Source organism: Polymorphospora sp. NPDC051019 (assembly GCF_040683055.1).
In the GTDB taxonomy this organism is placed as follows: domain Bacteria; phylum Actinomycetota; class Actinomycetes; order Mycobacteriales; family Micromonosporaceae; genus Polymorphospora; species Polymorphospora lycopeni.
The window spans coordinates 216,464-231,677 of record NZ_JBFBCH010000003.1; the positions used below are offsets into that span (position 1 = coordinate 216,464).

The window sequence follows — 15,214 nt, forward strand, 5'->3', positions numbered from 1 at the left end:
GGGGTTGGTCGCATGCGAGGTGTATAGCACCCACTACCGACAGTCCTCGAAGCGTTTATCGATGCCCCGGATATCCGGTCCCGGCCGGCACCGTCGCCGGGTAGTCTGCGGTCCATGTCCAGCACCGGTCTGTGCGTCCCGTCGGCTCGCCGCGAGCGACGGGCGGCTCGCCTGCGAGCCCTGCCAGACCGCCTGCACTGACCTTTTCCGTGTCCGGCGGATCGATCCGCCGGATGCCATCTCACCGTCGACCGGTCCGCCCCGTCGGGCCCGTGGCCGCACCGTGGCCGGGCCGAGATTGGCGTACCGATGAATCTCGAAAAGCTGCTCGCCGACCGGCTGGCACCGGCGTTCGCGGCGGTGACCGCCGCCGGCGGCGAGGCCGGCCCCGGCGAGCCGGTCGACCCGGCCGTACGGCGGTCGCAGCACGCGGACTTCCAGTCCGACGCCGCCCTGTCGCTGGCCCGCCGGCTGCGCCGGGCACCACGGGACGTGGCCGCCGAGGTGGTGCGCCGGGCCGACCTTTCCGACCTGTGCGCGTCCGTCGAGGTGTCCGGGCCCGGTTTCGTCAACCTGACCGTCGCCGACGGCGCGCTCGGTTCGCTGCTGTCCGGGATGGCCGCCGACGACCGGCTGGGCGTCCCGGCCAGCACCACGCCGCAGACCGTGGTCGTCGACTATTCGGGACCGAACGTCGCCAAGGAGATGCACGTCGGCCACCTGCGGTCGACGGTCATCGGCGACGCCGCCGTACGGCTCTCGCAGTGGCTCGGGCACACCGTGCTCCGGGCGAACCACCTGGGTGACTGGGGCACGCCGTTCGGGATGCTGATCGAGCACCTGCTCGACCTGGGGGAGTCGACGGCGGCGCACGAACTGTCGGTCGGTGACCTCGACTCGTTCTATCGGGCGGCGCGGGTGAAGTTCGACGCCGACGACGCGTTCCGGGAACGGGCCCGGCGCCGGGTGGTGGCGTTGCAGGGCGGCGACGAGCTGACGTCGCGGTTGTGGCGGCTGCTGGTCGCCGAGTCGGAGCGGTATTTCCTGTCCGTCTACGGCCGGCTCGACGTCACCCTGACCGCCGCCGACTTCCAGGGGGAGAGCCGCTACAACGACCGGCTCGCCCCGGTGGTCGCCGAGCTGGACCGGGCCGGGCTGCTGCGCGACAGCGGTGACGCCGCCTGCGTCTTCCCGGCCGGCTTCACCGGCCGGGACGGCGAGCCGTTGCCGGTCATCGTCCGCAAGCGGGACGGCGGGTACGGGTACGGCACCACCGATCTCGCGGCGATCCGGCACCGGATCGTGGACCTGGGCGCGACCCGGCTGCGCTACGTCGTCGGGACACCGCAGCGGCAGCACTTCGAGATGGTGTTCGCGGTAGCCCGGGAGGCGGGCTGGCTGCGGCCGCCGGTCACCGCCGAACACGTCGGCTTCGGTTCGGTTCTCGGGCCGGACGGCCGGATGCTGCGCAGCCGGGCCGGCGGCACGGTGAAGCTCGTCGACCTGCTCGACGAGGCCGTCCAGCGGGCCGCCGAACTGGCCCGGCGGAAGAACCCCGACCTGGACGAGGCGGCCGTCGCCGAGGTGGCACGGGCGGTCGGGATCGGGGCGGTGAAGTACGCCGACCTGTCCACCGACCGGATCAAGGACTACGTCTTCGACTGGCAGCGGATGCTGTCGCTGGACGGCAACACCGCCCCCTATCTCCAGTACGCCCACGCCCGGATCCGGTCCATCTTCCGGCGGGCCGGGACCGGCGTACCGGCCGGCGTCCCCGTTGTCGTCGGTGAACCGGCCGAGCGGGCCCTGGCGCTGGAACTGCTCGGCTTCGAGCCGGTCGTCACCGAGGTCGGGCAGAGCCTGGAGTTCCACCGGCTCGCCGGCTACCTGCACACGGTGGCGGCGACGTTCAGCGGCTTCTACGAGCGGTGCCCGGTCCTGCGCGCCGACGGCCCGGTACGCGACAGTCGGCTCGTGCTGTGCGACCTCACCGCCCGGGTGCTGCGTCAGGGGCTGTACCTGCTCGGGATCGGCACGCCGGACCGGATGTGAGGCCGGGCGGGCGTCCCCGGACCGAAGCGGAGACGCCCGCCCCGGCCGGCCTGTCTCCGGATCGTCGCGCAGTGTTACCCCGTGCGATAATCGACCGCCATGCGAGGTCTACCCGAGCGGGCGATGCAATGACCGCTGTCGATGGCGATCGTCCGGCCGGCCGGCGGCGCCGGGTCACCAGCGCCGACGTCGCCCGCGCCGCCGGGGTGTCCAGGGCGACGGTCAGCTACGTGCTCAACGACGTACCGAACCGCAACATCTCCCAGGCGACCAGAGAACTGGTCCGGTCGACGGCGAAACGGCTCGGGCACATGCCGTACGCGCCGGCGCGGGCCCTGCGGTCGGGGCGCACCAACCTCGTCCTCGCCCTGGTGCCCGGCTTCGGGATCGGCTTCCTGTTCGACAAGGCACTCGACGCGCTGAACACCGCCCTGGCCGCCCGCGGATACGCCCTGCTGGTGCACCACCACGCCGAGGCGCTGCGGTCGATCACCGACCTGTGGGGGCTGGTGTCGCCGGCCCTGGTCGTCACCACCGGCGGCCTCAGCGCCGACGAACGGGCAGCCGTCGAATACTCCGAGGCCCGGCTCGTCGACGTCGACGGAATCGTCTCCTTCCCACGGATCGGCCGGATGCAGGCCGAATACCTGCTGTCGAAGGGCCATCGCCGGCTCGGGTTCGCCATGCCCGGCGATCCGCACCTCCAGGTCTTCGCCGACAGCCGGCTCGACGGCGTACGCGAGGTGTGCGCCGCCGCGGGGCTGCCGGAGCCGGTCGTCGAGGTCGTCGACTTCGAACGGGGCGACGTACGGGACGCGGTCGCGTCGTGGCGGGACCGGCCCGACCCGGTCACCGCCGTCTGCGCCCACAACGACGACGTGGCGCTGGTGCTGATGGCCGGACTCGAGATGATGGGGCTGCGGGCCGGCGTCGACCTGGACGTGATCGGGGTCGACAACGTACCGATGGCCGCGATCGGGGTCACCACCGTCGCCATCGACATCGACGCGCTCGCCGGGGTCGTGGTCGCCTCGGTTTTGGCCGAACTCGACGACCGGCCGCCGCCGGACCGCGACGGCGAGTTCCTGCGCCTGGTCGTACGCCGCTCGGCCTGACCGCCGTCGTGCCGTCCTCTCTGGACGGGGTGGCGGCAGGCTGTCGATCCTGGTTCAATATCGCCGCTCCGGTACGACCCTGATATTGGATTCCGAACGCGCCAGTGGCGTCGGTTCAGCGACAGTTCGGTGCGCTCAGCGAGTGGAGTGACCATGTATCACCTGACGATTCGCGTCGCCTGGCACGACAATGCCTGGAACGGCACCGTGTGTCGTGATCCTCGCGGGAACCCCTACTGCCTGGACCTCGACCGGATCCGGATCGAGCGCAATGACGGTCGGGAAATTGTCAATGCCGGCCGGCCGTTCGCCGAACTGGATCTCGCGCAGCGCCCGCCCTGCGCGGCCGAGTCCGGCGGGTTCATGAACCCGACGCCCTGGGTACGCCTCTTCCAGCACCCGTACGCGAACCTGGCAGCTACCGCCGGAACGCACGGCCACCTGCAGCCAACCGCGGTGAAGGTGCCCGAATACTCCACCTTTGCCGTGCCGTTCGCCTGGATGCTGCGCGCCCGGGGGCCAGAGATCGAGGACCGCCTCCCGATCTCACTCACGCCGGACGAAGAACCGCCGTTCCCGTCGAAGTGGGCCTTCTCCGGACCTCGGCAACGAGAGTTGCTCTCCACCTGTTTCGAGCGCATCTCTCCCGGTAGTTCGCTCGCCGTTTTCTACACCAAGTCGGGGCATCCGCTCGACGACAGCATCAGCCGGCTGGTGGTCGGCGTCGGACGGATCGATTCGATGAAGGGAATCATCGAATACGATGCGTCACCCGGCCGGGATACCTACCCCTTATGGGATCGGCTGATCGGTCATTCAATTCGGCCGGACGGATCCGATGGATTCCTGCTGCCGTACCACGCCTATCTCAGTCCGACCGGCGACCCGACCGAGGACGCCCGCCGGCGCGGGCTCCTTGCCGAGATCGCGGTAGTCCCCGACCGTGGCCAGATCACCGCGTTCTCCTACGGCAGCGAAACCGTCGGCTCCGACGTGACGCTCGCCGTCCTGGAGCGGTCGCTGACCGCACTACGGGCGGTGATCCGGCACGGCATCGCACCCGGCCCCTGGCACGAACGCGTCGAATGGCTCAACGCGCGTATTGCCGAGGCTTGGACGGATCGGGGAGCCTTCCCGGGGGCCGGTCCCGTACTCGAAGCACTCGGCCTGCGGCTGGCGACCTCGCTGCTGCTCGACCTGACCCGCGACGGCAGCCTGCCACCGGCGACGGACCCGTGGCCGCTGCTCGATGCCATGTTGCGCGGCGAACGCGCCGCACCCCGATCCGCGTACGAGGCCGACCTTGCCGCCGCCCGTCGGACCTGGACCCAGATGGCGCCCGACCGGCGCGACTATGTCAAGCTGCTCAGCCGCTTCGCGCTGACGACGGCGGCGGCGAAACGTTGGCTCGAGCCGGGCCTGCGCGCCGCCGGCACCGAACGGCCGGTCACCGACGCCGAGGTGCTCGCCAACCCCTACCTGATCGCGGAGGTCGACCTCGGCGACACCGATGACGAGCCGGTCTCGCTGCCGGTGGTCGACCGGGGCCTGTTGCCCGATCCCACCGTCGCGGTCGCGGCCCCGCTGCCGGCACCGAGCCGGATCGAGTCGCCCGGCGACCCGCGACGGATCGAGGCCGCTCTGGTCTGCGTGCTGCGGGCGGCAGCGACCGAAGGTGACGCCTTGCTGTCGGTCGACGAGGCCATGAAGCAGGTGGGCGAACTGCAGATCAGCCCACCGCCGATGATCTCCAGCGACTGGATCACCGGAAACATCGGCGCCGGCCACCGGGTGCTGAGCAGGGTCGACCTGCCCGCCGGGGACGGCGGCGAGATCCCCTTTGTCCAGCTTGCCGACCTCGCCGAACGCGGTCGTCTCCTCACCAAGATCCTGGCCGCCCGCGCGGTCCGGCTCCTGCCCAGCCTCGACGAGGACTGGAAGCAGCTCCTGGTCGCCGCGATCACCGCCGGCGGCGGACGGGTCGACGAGACCGACGAGCGGCACACCCGGGCGCTACACGAGCAGGCCACCGCGCTCGAAAGCCTCACCACCCGGAAACTGTCGGTACTCGTCGGACCGGCCGGCACCGGCAAGACCAGTGTCGTCGGCGCACTGCTCGCCTCGGAGAAGCTGCTCGCCGACGGTGTCCTGCTGCTCGCGCCGACCGGCAAGGCCACCGTCCGGCTGGCACACAAGACCCGGGCCCGGGCCCGGAACATCGCCCAGTTCCTGTACGGCCTCAAGCGCTACGACGGCCGGCGGCAGCGGGTGCTGTTCACCGGTGACCAGGCGTACGCACAGGAACGCACCGTCGTCGTCGACGAATGCTCGATGCTGACCGAGGACCAGCTCACCGCCCTGCTCAAGGCCCTCGACCTCGGCCACGTCCGGCGCCTCATCCTCGTCGGCGACCCGAGCCAGCTGCCGCCGATCGGCGTCGGGCGGCCCTTCGCCGACCTGGTGGCGTACCTCGGCGCGGGCAAGGGAGCCGACGACCCGGCCGAAGCGGCCCGGGCCGGGGCACTTGCCGGACTCACCGTCGAACTGCGTACCCTCGGCGACCGACCGTCGGACATCCTGCGGCTCGCCTCCCTGTTCAACACCGACGCCCACTCCGTCGACGCCGACTCGGTCCTCGCCGAACTGGCCGACAACGCCCGTGGAGCAGGAGACCCGGGCGGTGCCGGCGGTCCCGCATCGGACCTTCGGCTGGTCTTCTGGAAGACGGCCGAGGAACTACGCACCCGGCTGCTCGACGAACTGACCCGGGCTCTGAACATGACCGACCCGAACGACGCCGAAGGCTATGCCCGGGCACTGGGTCTGAACGGCGCACTGGTGCCGTTTGCCGACCACTCCGGCGCGGAACGGTTCCAGGTGCTGTCGCCGGTCCGGATGCGCGAATGGGGCACCTTCGAACTCAACCGGCTTCTCCAACGGCACTTCCGGGCCGAGGAGGTACGGCGGAGCCGTCGCCCCGGCGGTCGCAGCTACGGGCCGGAGGAGATCGTGCTGCGTGACAAGGTGATGCTGGTACGCAACCGCACCGGCAACGGCTGGGACCACAGCCGGAAGGCCAAGATCAAGGAGCAGTTGGCCAACGGCGAGGTCGGTCTGGTCGCCGTGCAACGCGACCGGTGGTTCAAGGTCGCGTTCGCCGGCCGGGAATGGCAGCACTACGACTTCACGGCTGTTCCCGGCAGCACCGAACGGCCCGACCTGGAGCTGGCGTACGCCCTGACCGTCCACAAGGCACAGGGCAGCGAGTTCGAGACCGTTCTCGTGGTCGTGCCGGAGGAGAGTCGGCTGCTGACCCGGGAACTGCTCTACACCGGGCTTACCCGGGCCCGGCGCCGGCTCGTCCTGCTCGTCCAGGGCGACGACGTGCAGCCGCTGTGGGACCTCGCCCGCCCCGAACGCAGCGAAACCGCCCGCCGCAACACCCACCTGTTCACCGCCGGTACCCGCCGCGGCGACCTGGGGGTGCCGTTCGCCGAACACCTGATCCACCGCACCGCCCGCGGTGAGCTGGTCCGGTCCAAGAGCGAGGTGGTGATCGCCAACCTGCTGCACGCGGCCGGCGTCGACTACCACTACGAGCGGCCGCTCAACGGGACGTCCGTGCCCGGCACCGTACGCCCCGACTTCACGTTCATCGACGCGGGTGGTGACCCCGTGGTCTGGGAGCACCTGGGGATGCTGGACCGACCCGGCTACCGGGCCGCGTGGGAGCGTCGCCGCGAGTGGTACGTCACCAACGGGTACGTCGAGGGCCAGACGCTCTTCACCTCGCGGGAAGACGGGACCGGGCTCGACTCCGCCGCCCTGAACGGGCAGGTCGCCCGGATCCGCGAGCTGTTGTGAACAGTGGCCCGCAGCGGCGCCGCACGCTGTCGACAGACGAGGACCTGTCTACAGTCTCTGCCGTGGAACAAGCTCAGGTTGTCGTACATCGGCCGTTCAGCCGTGACGAACCCGTCCGGGTCGCCACGGTGCTCGAGCGAGGCATTGGCAAGCCCTTCAGGGTTCGCTGGGACGACACGGGGGAGGAGGCCGAGGTCAAGATCGATACCCGTAACCTGCTCGCGCCGAGGGGATCGTTGCGTCACCAGTTCCTGGTCGATCCGGCGCCGATCGCGGAACTGTTCGCCGCTGATCCGGCGGGCATCGTGCTGCGGGTGCTCAGCGAGAGCGGCAGGTTCATGACCGCAATACAGATCAAAGATCAACTCGTTCGGTTCCAGCTGGACGAGCAGGCGGTGACGAAGGCGTGGACGGCCATCCGGAAGTCCCTTGCCGCGGACGACCGACGGATCAGACGCGAAGGCATGGGCTACCGGTGGATCGGTCCGGCGTTCGAAGCTACCCGGGTATTGCCCGTCGACGCTCCCCGCGCTGGTGCCGCCGACTCGAACGAGGATGCGGCAGCTGCGGTCGGGCGGCCGGTGGCGGGCCCCACCGACCCTAACCCGGGCACGCCCGAGCCCATTACGGTCGGGCAGGCGGAGGCGGGGGCCGCGGAACCCTGTCAGGTCCAGCCCTCGCCCACCGATGCCGGTCAGGCAGCGGCCGACCGAACCGAGGCCGCCCAGCTGACGAGCGTGCCAGGTCGCGAGGGGAAGGAGGACGCTCCGGGCCAGGAGCCCGAGGTCTCGCCGGCAGTCGGGAGTGACCGGACGGCAGCCCTGGAGACCGAATTCGCCGAGGCGCGTAGGGCCGCCGCGGATGCTCACCAGCAGGCCGAGGCGGCCATGGCCATGGCGATCGACGCGGAGGCCAGGGCCGAGCAGGCCGAGAAGACGGTCGCTGAGGCGCAGGCGCGGGCCGACCAGGCGACCGGCCGGATGGCGGCGGCCGAGGCCCGGGCTGAGCAGGCGGTGGCCAGAGCCGGCCAGGCCGAGAACAGGGCCGACGAGCTTGCCGACCGGTGCGAGCGGCTGGAGTCGATGTTGCGCACCGAACACACCCGGGCCGTAGGCATGCGGGCGGCCCAGGAGCGGCAGATCCGCATCGACGTGGTCCGCGCTCTGGCGGATCTTGCCGCCGAGGTCGAGGAGATCGTGGCCGCGGGCGGTGACGCGCAGGTGCTCGTCGAGCGGGTGCGTGGCCTGGCAATGGCGCAGGGACTCGAACCGGTGGGGTCGTCCGGGGCCCCGGCGAAGTTCGATCCGACGCTGCACGAATCCGTCGGCAGGCAGCCGGAGACGGGCGCCACGGTCGCGGTCGTCCGCCCCGGATACCGATGGCGATTCGCCGACGAGGAAATCCTGCTCCACCGATCCGTCGTGTCGACGATGTAGGAGGAACGAGATGGCAGGCACCACCCGCGCGGTCGGCGTGGATTTCGGTACCTCCACGTCCCTGGTGGCCGAGAAGGTCGGCCGGTCTCCCGTCGAGGTCGTGCCGTTGGGGCGTACCGCGCGGTGGTTCCCGTCGGTAGCCGGCTACCAGAGCGAGGCACTGGTGGTCGGGGAGGACGCCGAGGTGCTTCCGGGCGACCGGGTGATCCGGTCGGTCAAGCGGGCCATCACCGAGGAACTGGAAACCCTGGACGTCATGGGCCCGCGCGGCGTCCGGGAGGTGGTGGCCGATGACGTCATCGTCGCGGTGCTGTCGGAAATCGGCCGTCGCTCCGCCGCGGCGGACCTGCCACTGACCACGGAGGGGGACATTCGGCTGGGCTGTCCGGCGATGTGGACCGGCCCGCAGCGGGCAAGGCTGCTCGGCCTCGCGGCCAAGGCCGGACTGCCGATCAGCAATTCGACGCTGGTCGACGAGCCGATCGCCGCCGGGATCGCCTGGGTCACGCACCGGTTTCTGATGTACGGGGAACGCCCGGCCGGACGCCTGCTCGTGTTCGACATGGGCGGCGGCACTCTCGACATAGCGGTACTCGACGTGGAAGGTGGCGAACACCCCGAGATCTCGGTGCTGTCCGCACTCGGCACCGCCCATGCCGGTGACAGGCTCGACGCCGTGGTGGCCGACGAGTTGGCGGCCGACCTCGCCGGCGCGGGCGTCGACGTCGACGGGCAGGCCGGGTTGTTCCGTGCCCATCTCCTTCGAGCCGCGCGGGAGACGAAGGTCCGTCTCTCCACGGCGCATACACACGCCATTGTGCTGCCGCGTCTCCTCGGGCGGACGCCGGTGCTTCCGTACGGCCGGGAACGGTTGGAGACGGCTTTCCGCGCCCAGATGGACGATGCGGAGCGGCTGGTGTGGGCCGCGCTGCGGGCGGCGTTGCTGACCGAACGCGGCAGTCCATCGCCTGACGCGCTACGCCGGATGGGGCAGACGGAACTCGCTGCCGGGGTTCACTACGTGCTCCTCGCGGGTGGGATGAGCCGGGTGCCGTACGTGGAGCGGCGGATCGGGGCGCTCTTCCCGCACGCTCAGATCTTCGACAACGCGGGGGTGACCGCTGACGAGGCGATCGTGGCCGGCCTCGCCGACAACGGCAGCTATGAGCGACTCAACCTGCACCGGCCGGGATTCGACTTCGTCCTCGAATGGCAGCACGCCGGCCAGCACCGGGAGCAGACGGTCTATCCGGCGTTCACGCCCTTCTACGAGCCGTGGCAGGTGCTCAACGGTCAGACGAACCTGGGCTACGAATGGTGGGGGCAGGATTTCGTCGGACCGGGTGACGGCGTAGCTGTGTTCCGGGTCCGGTCCACCTCCGGCGACCACCTCGGCTTGACCTTCGACGGGCAGGCAATGGACGGGTTCCGGGTGAGGCTCGGACGGCACCTGATGGTCAAGCTCTACTGTGACGGCCGGATTCTGATCCGGGACGGCACCGGGCGGGCGTTCGACATGCGGGTCGACCGGTGGCCGGTACTTCGTGGTCGTGGGGCCGCCCGACTGAAGCTCAGGAGCGTCGCCGCCGGCTCCCCGACGCCGCCGACGCCCTGGTTCCTGGAGAAGGAATGGGCTCCGCCGCCTCCACGAGCAAGACGGCGATAGCGTTCAACCCCACGCTGAGTTCCTTGCGACCTAGGAGTTCGGCACGGGCCTGTGTCCGGCGGTCTTTCAGATTCCGCAGCCGGCCCTTGTGCAGCCGGATGATGCTGGCCGCCGCGGTGCTGGCGCTCAGCTTGATCAGGAGTTGCTCGGTCTTGCGGATCTGGACGGTGAGTGAGCTTTCCCGGGCACGGATGCGCCCTTCTACGAGAGCCGCGTTCTCCTGTGCCCGGGTCTGTTCAGACTGACGTTGCCGTACGAAGGTGCGATCCTGGGCAAGCTGCCACACCTCACGCAGGTCGTGGGGCGGAACCGTCGAGCCGTCGCGCAGCTCACCGTGGGCGAGGGCGGTGAGCAGCGCTTCGCCGACTTCGGGGCACAGTTGCCGGCTTGCGACGTCGACCGCCGTTGCCCACAGTTCGAGCGTCGGCCGCAGGCCGTTGGTTTCGGCGAGGTCCACGGTGACCAGGTAGCGTCGCCCGATCGGCAGGCCGGGTACGGCGACCGCGCCGAAGCGGGGCAGTGTCAGCGTTTCCTCGGCGAGGACCTCAAGGGCAAGCTTGACCAGCGGGTGCCGTCCGGAGATCAGCTCGACGTCGTAGCGGCTGCCGGTTTCCGGCCGGAAGGTGCAGTGGATGGGTGCCAGGTCCTGTAGGAGACTGGCCAGTTTCGATCTGGGGTAGCGGCTGCCTCCTTCGCCGACGTTGCTCGACCGTAGCCGGTTCGCGAGCCGGTCCGATCCGATGATCTCGAAGGTTCCGTTCTGGTCAGGCGCTCCACGGTGGCCGCCCAGCCGATGGAACAGTTCGTCGAGGATCCTGCGTAGCTCGGCCGGTCCGATGAAACGACCGTTACCGGGACCGGCCTCGGTGAGTCCGTCGATCAGCAGGCCGTCGATTCCGGCCAGCAGCGATCTGGACGACTCCAGGTCGTCGAGGTCGCGGGTACGTTGCTCGACGGCGACCGCGATTCGGTCGGCCTCCCGGCGTCGGCCGGCGGCGTCGAGTGACGGGTCGAGGAACTGCTTGGCGTAGTCGCCGAGTTCGTCACGCAGGATGGGTTCAAGCTCGCCGATCGAGTCTCGGAACACTCCGATCCGGTCGTAGAGGCGCTGGAAGATGTCGGTCTCGATGGTGCCGGGCACCCGCATGTTGTAGATGAATATCTTCTCGTGCTGCTGTCCGAACCGGTCGAGGCGGCCGATGCGCTGTTCCACCCGCATCGGATTCCACGGCAGGTCGTAGTTGACCAGGACGTTGCAGAACTCGAAGTCGAGACCTTCCGAGCCGACCTCACTGAGCAGCAGGATCTCGAACTTTCCGTCTCGGAAGTCCCGCATGATCTCCTGCCGGCCGTCCATGGAGACGCCGCCGTGCATCACCCGGACGGTGAACTGTGTGCTCAACCGCTTTCCCAGGTATTCGAGGGTTCGCCGGAAGAACGAGAAGATCATGGACTGCCGCATGCCGGCCTGGCGGATCCGTAGCAGTTCGCGCAGGAGTTGGTCGTACTTCGTGTCGACCGGCAACGACGCGGACAGCACCGAGGTCGCGAGGCCGGTGAAGTCCGCTCTGACGTCTTCGGGAAGGTCGTCGGTGTCCGTCTGCGCGAACTGCGGGTTGCGTTCCCGCATCAGCTGCTTCGAGGCTTCGATGCAACTCGCCGCCTGCCGGAGCGGCATCTGAGTCGCGAAGCCCGGTGGCGTGCCGGTCTGCAGCGCGCGGCTCAGGAACCAGGCCAGGATCGAGTCGTAGTAGGCCCGTTCCTCGTCGGTCCACCGGACCTCGATGTCGCGTGGCTCGCGTACGGCCTTGCGGTCGGGAACGTCGGCCTTACGGGTTCGGGTGATCACGCCACCCAGGGTGTTGAGGTCGGCGAGCAGGCGACGGGCTTGAGCCACCTCTCCCGCGTCGAGCCGGCGGTCGACGTCGAAAAGCTTGTTGAGGGTGGTGAAGTCCGGCCGGTCGGTGACCGTGCCGCCGAACTCCAGCGTGTGCAGTTCGCCGAGCCTGGCGATCAGCTTGCGGGGTTCGTCGCGGCCGGATCCGGTCAGTGCCGCGGCGACGGCGTTCAGAACCCGGTTCGGTTCCAGCTGAGCCGCGAAGATCGCCTGGTCGCTGAACTGTCCTTCGTCGAGCAGGCTCATCAGGTTGAACAGGTCGTTGTTGCCGAGGTTCAGCGGCGTGGCGGAGAGAAAGATCAGGTAGTCGGACCAGTCGGCCAGCAACCGTCCGAGAGCATGTGATCGGCTCTGCTGGTTTCGCAGATAGTGGGCCTCATCGACGATCACCAGGTCGAACCGGGGGTTCACCTTGGTCAGCTGCTCCAGGACGTGGTCGGCGGACCGCAGCGATTCGAGTGAGACCACCCCGTGGATCGGGGCGTTGTCGCCGTCCTGCAAACGCTGCGCGAAGGTGTTCAGATCGGCCGGCCTGAGCAGTTCGAGGCGCCGGTCGAAGCGTCGCCGCATCTCCGCCTGCCACTTGAGGGTCAGCGTCGCCGGAGCGACGACGAGGACCCGCTCCAGCCGGGACCGCTGTTCCAGTTCGGTCCAGATCAGGCCGGCCTCGATGGTCTTTCCGAGACCGACCTCGTCGGCAACGAGCAGTCGCCCAGAAGAGGCGGTGAGCAGCTTGAGGACGGGTTTGAACTGGTAGGCGCGGAACACGGTCTTGCTCGCGGCGAACGAGTAGATGGTATCGGTCAGTGGATGGGTGAGTTTGGTCCAGGTCAGGGTGAGTGAGACGTCGGCGGCTCCGGCCGGCGGCTGGGACAGCCAGAACTGTGGGTCACGCGGATCGCCCTCGATCAGGTGCAGCGCGGTCTCGTTGTAGTGCTGCCGGCGTCCGTCGCGTAGTTCGACCTCGTAGCGGTAGCCGTCGGAGGTCTGGTACACGCCGCTGATCCGCCCGAGGGTGTCGGATCCTTTGACCCGCACCAGATCTCCCACGCCGAACGTCGACAACCCGGCGAACCGGACCGCGTCCGGCCATTTTTCGTCGTACACGTCATAGGCTGCGTGGAGATGATGATCAGGGTCCGTGTACTTGCGCCGCGCGCTCTCCGGGCCACGAGGTCCGCTGCCCCCCATCACCAGTAGCCCGTGCCACAGGCCGCCCCTGAGGACCGCGTATCCGCCGTGATGCACCGCCCTGGAGATGAACGGAGTGAGTCGGGCCATCCGAACCTCGGGTGCGAGTTCGCTCACCGCTTTCCGCTGGTCGTCCGGTACCTCGCCGAGGACCAGACAGGTCTCCGGCCGGAGTTCGGCCAACCATCCGAAACCGTGGAGCGGTGGCTCGTAGCGGAGGTCGTTCCTGTTCATGGACGTCCTTCGGCGCGGAGGGGGAGGGGATGCCCTTGGTGACGAGGCGGTGACTCGGCGGTGGGGCGAAAGCGTAACGATGGGTGATTCGCCGGAACAACCACTGCTCGGGCGGTTGACGTTGCCGGGACGGGCGGGCCGCTCCGGCTTGCGGTACCGAGGGTGCCGACCGCGGTCGGCACGAGGAGTGGGCGAAGATACCGCTGGCGTGGCTGCTACGGACGTCGCCCACCGACCATCTGGACCGAGGCGGACGACCTTCGTGTGTCGAGGTGCTCCTGTCGCGGTACGGGCGTGGAGTGCCAGTCGCGGAGGAAGGCGTCGACGAGACTCTCGGCCCTGGTCCGTACGTCGAACCGTTCCCGGATCCGACGGCGGGCCATCGACGACAGGGCGTCCGCGGCCTCGTTCAGTGCGTTTCCACTGTGTCCCTTCACGTGTGTGAAGGTGACGCCGGGGAGTCGGGCGACTCGGTCGGCGAGCCGGACGAGGGTGGGTCGGGCGGAGCGGATGCGGGGGCGCAGGCTGTAGCCGGGCGGCATGGCAGAGGTGTCGCCGGCCTGCCACCGGTGCAGCAGGCGAAGCGCCGCGGCGCAGTCGAGCAGCACGGTCAGCCGTTCGGGGTGTTCGGTGAAGCCGTCGAGGAGGAAGTCGACGGCACGTAGCTCGTCGACCAGGACCCGCGATGGCCCGCTCGGGTCGAGGCGGCCGGCGATCCGGCCACCCAGACCGAAGCGGCCGTTGCTGATGACGTAACCGAGTCCGCTGGCGCGGTCTTTGCAACTGGCGTCGGTGGCGGCGACGAGGGTGCCGGCGAACCGGGCCCAGCCGGCGACGACGCCGCGGGAGGTGCTCGTGGCGCGGTGCCGGTCGGCGTCGGCGCAGCCGTCGGTCGCGGTGTGGCCGGGGTGGTCCACGAGTTGCTCCGCGTCGGCGAGCAGTTGTGCCGCGGAGTGGATTTCGTCGTAGTGGGCGGCGGTCACCGCCAGGTCGACGCTGTCGGTTATCCGACGGCATGGGTCGCAGGCGCTCCCGAATCGGTGTGGGCGCAGCGCCTCGGCGCGGGCCCGCAGATCCTCCGGGAGCAGCGGTAGGGCCGCGATGAACTGGTCGGTTCGCATGATGCCTCCTGTCGGTGGGCGGTCCGGCCCGGGCCCCCGTGGTGCCCGGGCCGGTCGCCGGCTCAGGCGAGTTCGACGGTGACCCCGCCGGACAGGAAGGAGTCGTGCAGTTCGAGCTTGGCGAGCTTCGTTTCCTTGGGCACGTCGAAGACCAGCACCGCCGTGATCTTGTTGCCGGGATTGATCTCCTTGTAGAACGTGTCGGCGTTCTTGTTGGCGTAGAGCCCGGCGGTCGTGTTGGTGGAGAACTCGGTGCCGTCGGCGTCGAACGCCTTCTGGTCGCTGTCGCTGAACGACTGCGGCTCCTTGCCGATGTTGGCGACATCGAGGGTGACCAGGCAGAACTGGCCCTGTGCCCGTTCGCTGAGCGGGTCCTTGCCGACGGATGCCTTGCCACAGTCGAGTTTGGTGACGGTGAATTCGAACTTGCCGTCCCGGGCCGGGTCGCCGATCTTGGCAGCGGCCGGCTTGTCGTCGCTGCCGTCTCCCTGGCCGGTGCCGGAGTTGCCGCCGGCGGCGGAGTCGGAGCCGCCGGTCGCCCCGCCGACGCCGCAGCCGAGAGCCACGACCGCCGCGGCCAGCAGCCCGATCAGGGTCATCTTGCGCATCATGTCCTCCAACAAGCTCGATGTCGCAGT

General features: G+C 69.5%; 8 protein-coding genes. 5 read left to right on the forward strand and 3 right to left on the reverse strand.

The annotated features are described in order from the left end of the window. The first annotated feature begins 309 nt into the window (after positions 1-309). The 5 genes from argS to AB0M79_RS08010 all read left to right on the forward strand — a co-directional run bounded on the left by argS (position 310) and on the right by AB0M79_RS08010 (position 10,133). Positions 310-2,052, forward strand: a complete 1,743-nt coding sequence (gene argS / locus AB0M79_RS07990; protein ID WP_364209328.1) for an arginine--tRNA ligase — start codon at positions 310-312, stop codon at positions 2,050-2,052. Between the two features lie 128 nt (positions 2,053-2,180). Next, on the forward strand, positions 2,181-3,167 hold the full coding sequence (locus AB0M79_RS07995; protein ID WP_364209331.1) for a LacI family DNA-binding transcriptional regulator: 987 nt from the start codon (positions 2,181-2,183) through the stop codon (positions 3,165-3,167). Positions 3,168-3,320: 153 nt separating this feature from the next. Beyond that, complete coding sequence (locus AB0M79_RS08000) at positions 3,321-7,031, forward strand: ATP-dependent RecD-like DNA helicase (protein WP_364209334.1); 3,711 nt, start codon at positions 3,321-3,323, stop codon at positions 7,029-7,031. A 62-nt stretch (positions 7,032-7,093) separates the two neighbouring features. Continuing rightward, the gene (locus AB0M79_RS08005; protein WP_364209337.1) at positions 7,094-8,467 is read left to right on the forward strand and encodes a hypothetical protein; all 1,374 of its coding nucleotides are present in this window, start codon (positions 7,094-7,096) and stop codon (positions 8,465-8,467) included. A 10-nt stretch (positions 8,468-8,477) separates the two neighbouring features. Continuing rightward, entirely contained in the window at positions 8,478-10,133 is a 1,656-nt protein-coding gene (locus AB0M79_RS08010; RefSeq protein WP_364209340.1) for an Hsp70 family protein, read from the forward strand. Here the strand turns inward: AB0M79_RS08010 and AB0M79_RS08015 are convergent. The 3 genes from AB0M79_RS08015 to AB0M79_RS08025 form a co-directional block, all read right to left on the reverse strand. Further along, positions 10,039-13,455, reverse strand: a complete 3,417-nt coding sequence (locus AB0M79_RS08015) for a helicase-related protein (RefSeq protein ID WP_364209343.1) — start codon at positions 13,453-13,455, stop codon at positions 10,039-10,041. The two genes, AB0M79_RS08010 and AB0M79_RS08015, sit on opposite strands and share 95 nt — an antisense overlap. Positions 13,456-13,670: 215 nt before the next feature. After that, entirely contained in the window at positions 13,671-14,576 is a 906-nt protein-coding gene (locus AB0M79_RS08020; protein WP_364209346.1) for an RNase H family protein, read from the reverse strand. Between the two features lie 62 nt (positions 14,577-14,638). After that, positions 14,639-15,175 carry a DUF4352 domain-containing protein gene (locus AB0M79_RS08025; protein WP_364209348.1) on the reverse strand — a complete coding sequence of 179 codons (537 nt, stop codon included), beginning with the start codon at positions 15,173-15,175 and terminating at the stop codon, positions 14,639-14,641. Positions 15,176-15,214: the final 39 nt, after the last annotated feature.

Excerpts from the sequence above, each read along its gene's own strand:
- AB0M79_RS08010 (WP_364209340.1), top strand. The coding sequence starts at position 8,478 with ATGGCAGGCACCACCCGCGCGGTCGGCGTGGATTTCGGTACCTCCACG.
- AB0M79_RS08015 (WP_364209343.1), bottom strand. The coding sequence starts at position 13,455 with ATGAACAGGAACGACCTCCGCTACGAGCCACCGCTCCACGGTTTCGGA.
- AB0M79_RS08000 (WP_364209334.1), top strand. The coding sequence starts at position 3,321 with ATGTATCACCTGACGATTCGCGTCGCCTGGCACGACAATGCCTGGAAC.
- AB0M79_RS07995 (WP_364209331.1), top strand. The coding sequence starts at position 2,181 with ATGACCGCTGTCGATGGCGATCGTCCGGCCGGCCGGCGGCGCCGGGTC.
- AB0M79_RS08020 (WP_364209346.1), bottom strand. The coding sequence starts at position 14,576 with ATGCGAACCGACCAGTTCATCGCGGCCCTACCGCTGCTCCCGGAGGAT.
- AB0M79_RS08025 (WP_364209348.1), bottom strand. The coding sequence starts at position 15,175 with ATGACCCTGATCGGGCTGCTGGCCGCGGCGGTCGTGGCTCTCGGCTGC.
- argS (WP_364209328.1), top strand. The coding sequence starts at position 310 with ATGAATCTCGAAAAGCTGCTCGCCGACCGGCTGGCACCGGCGTTCGCG.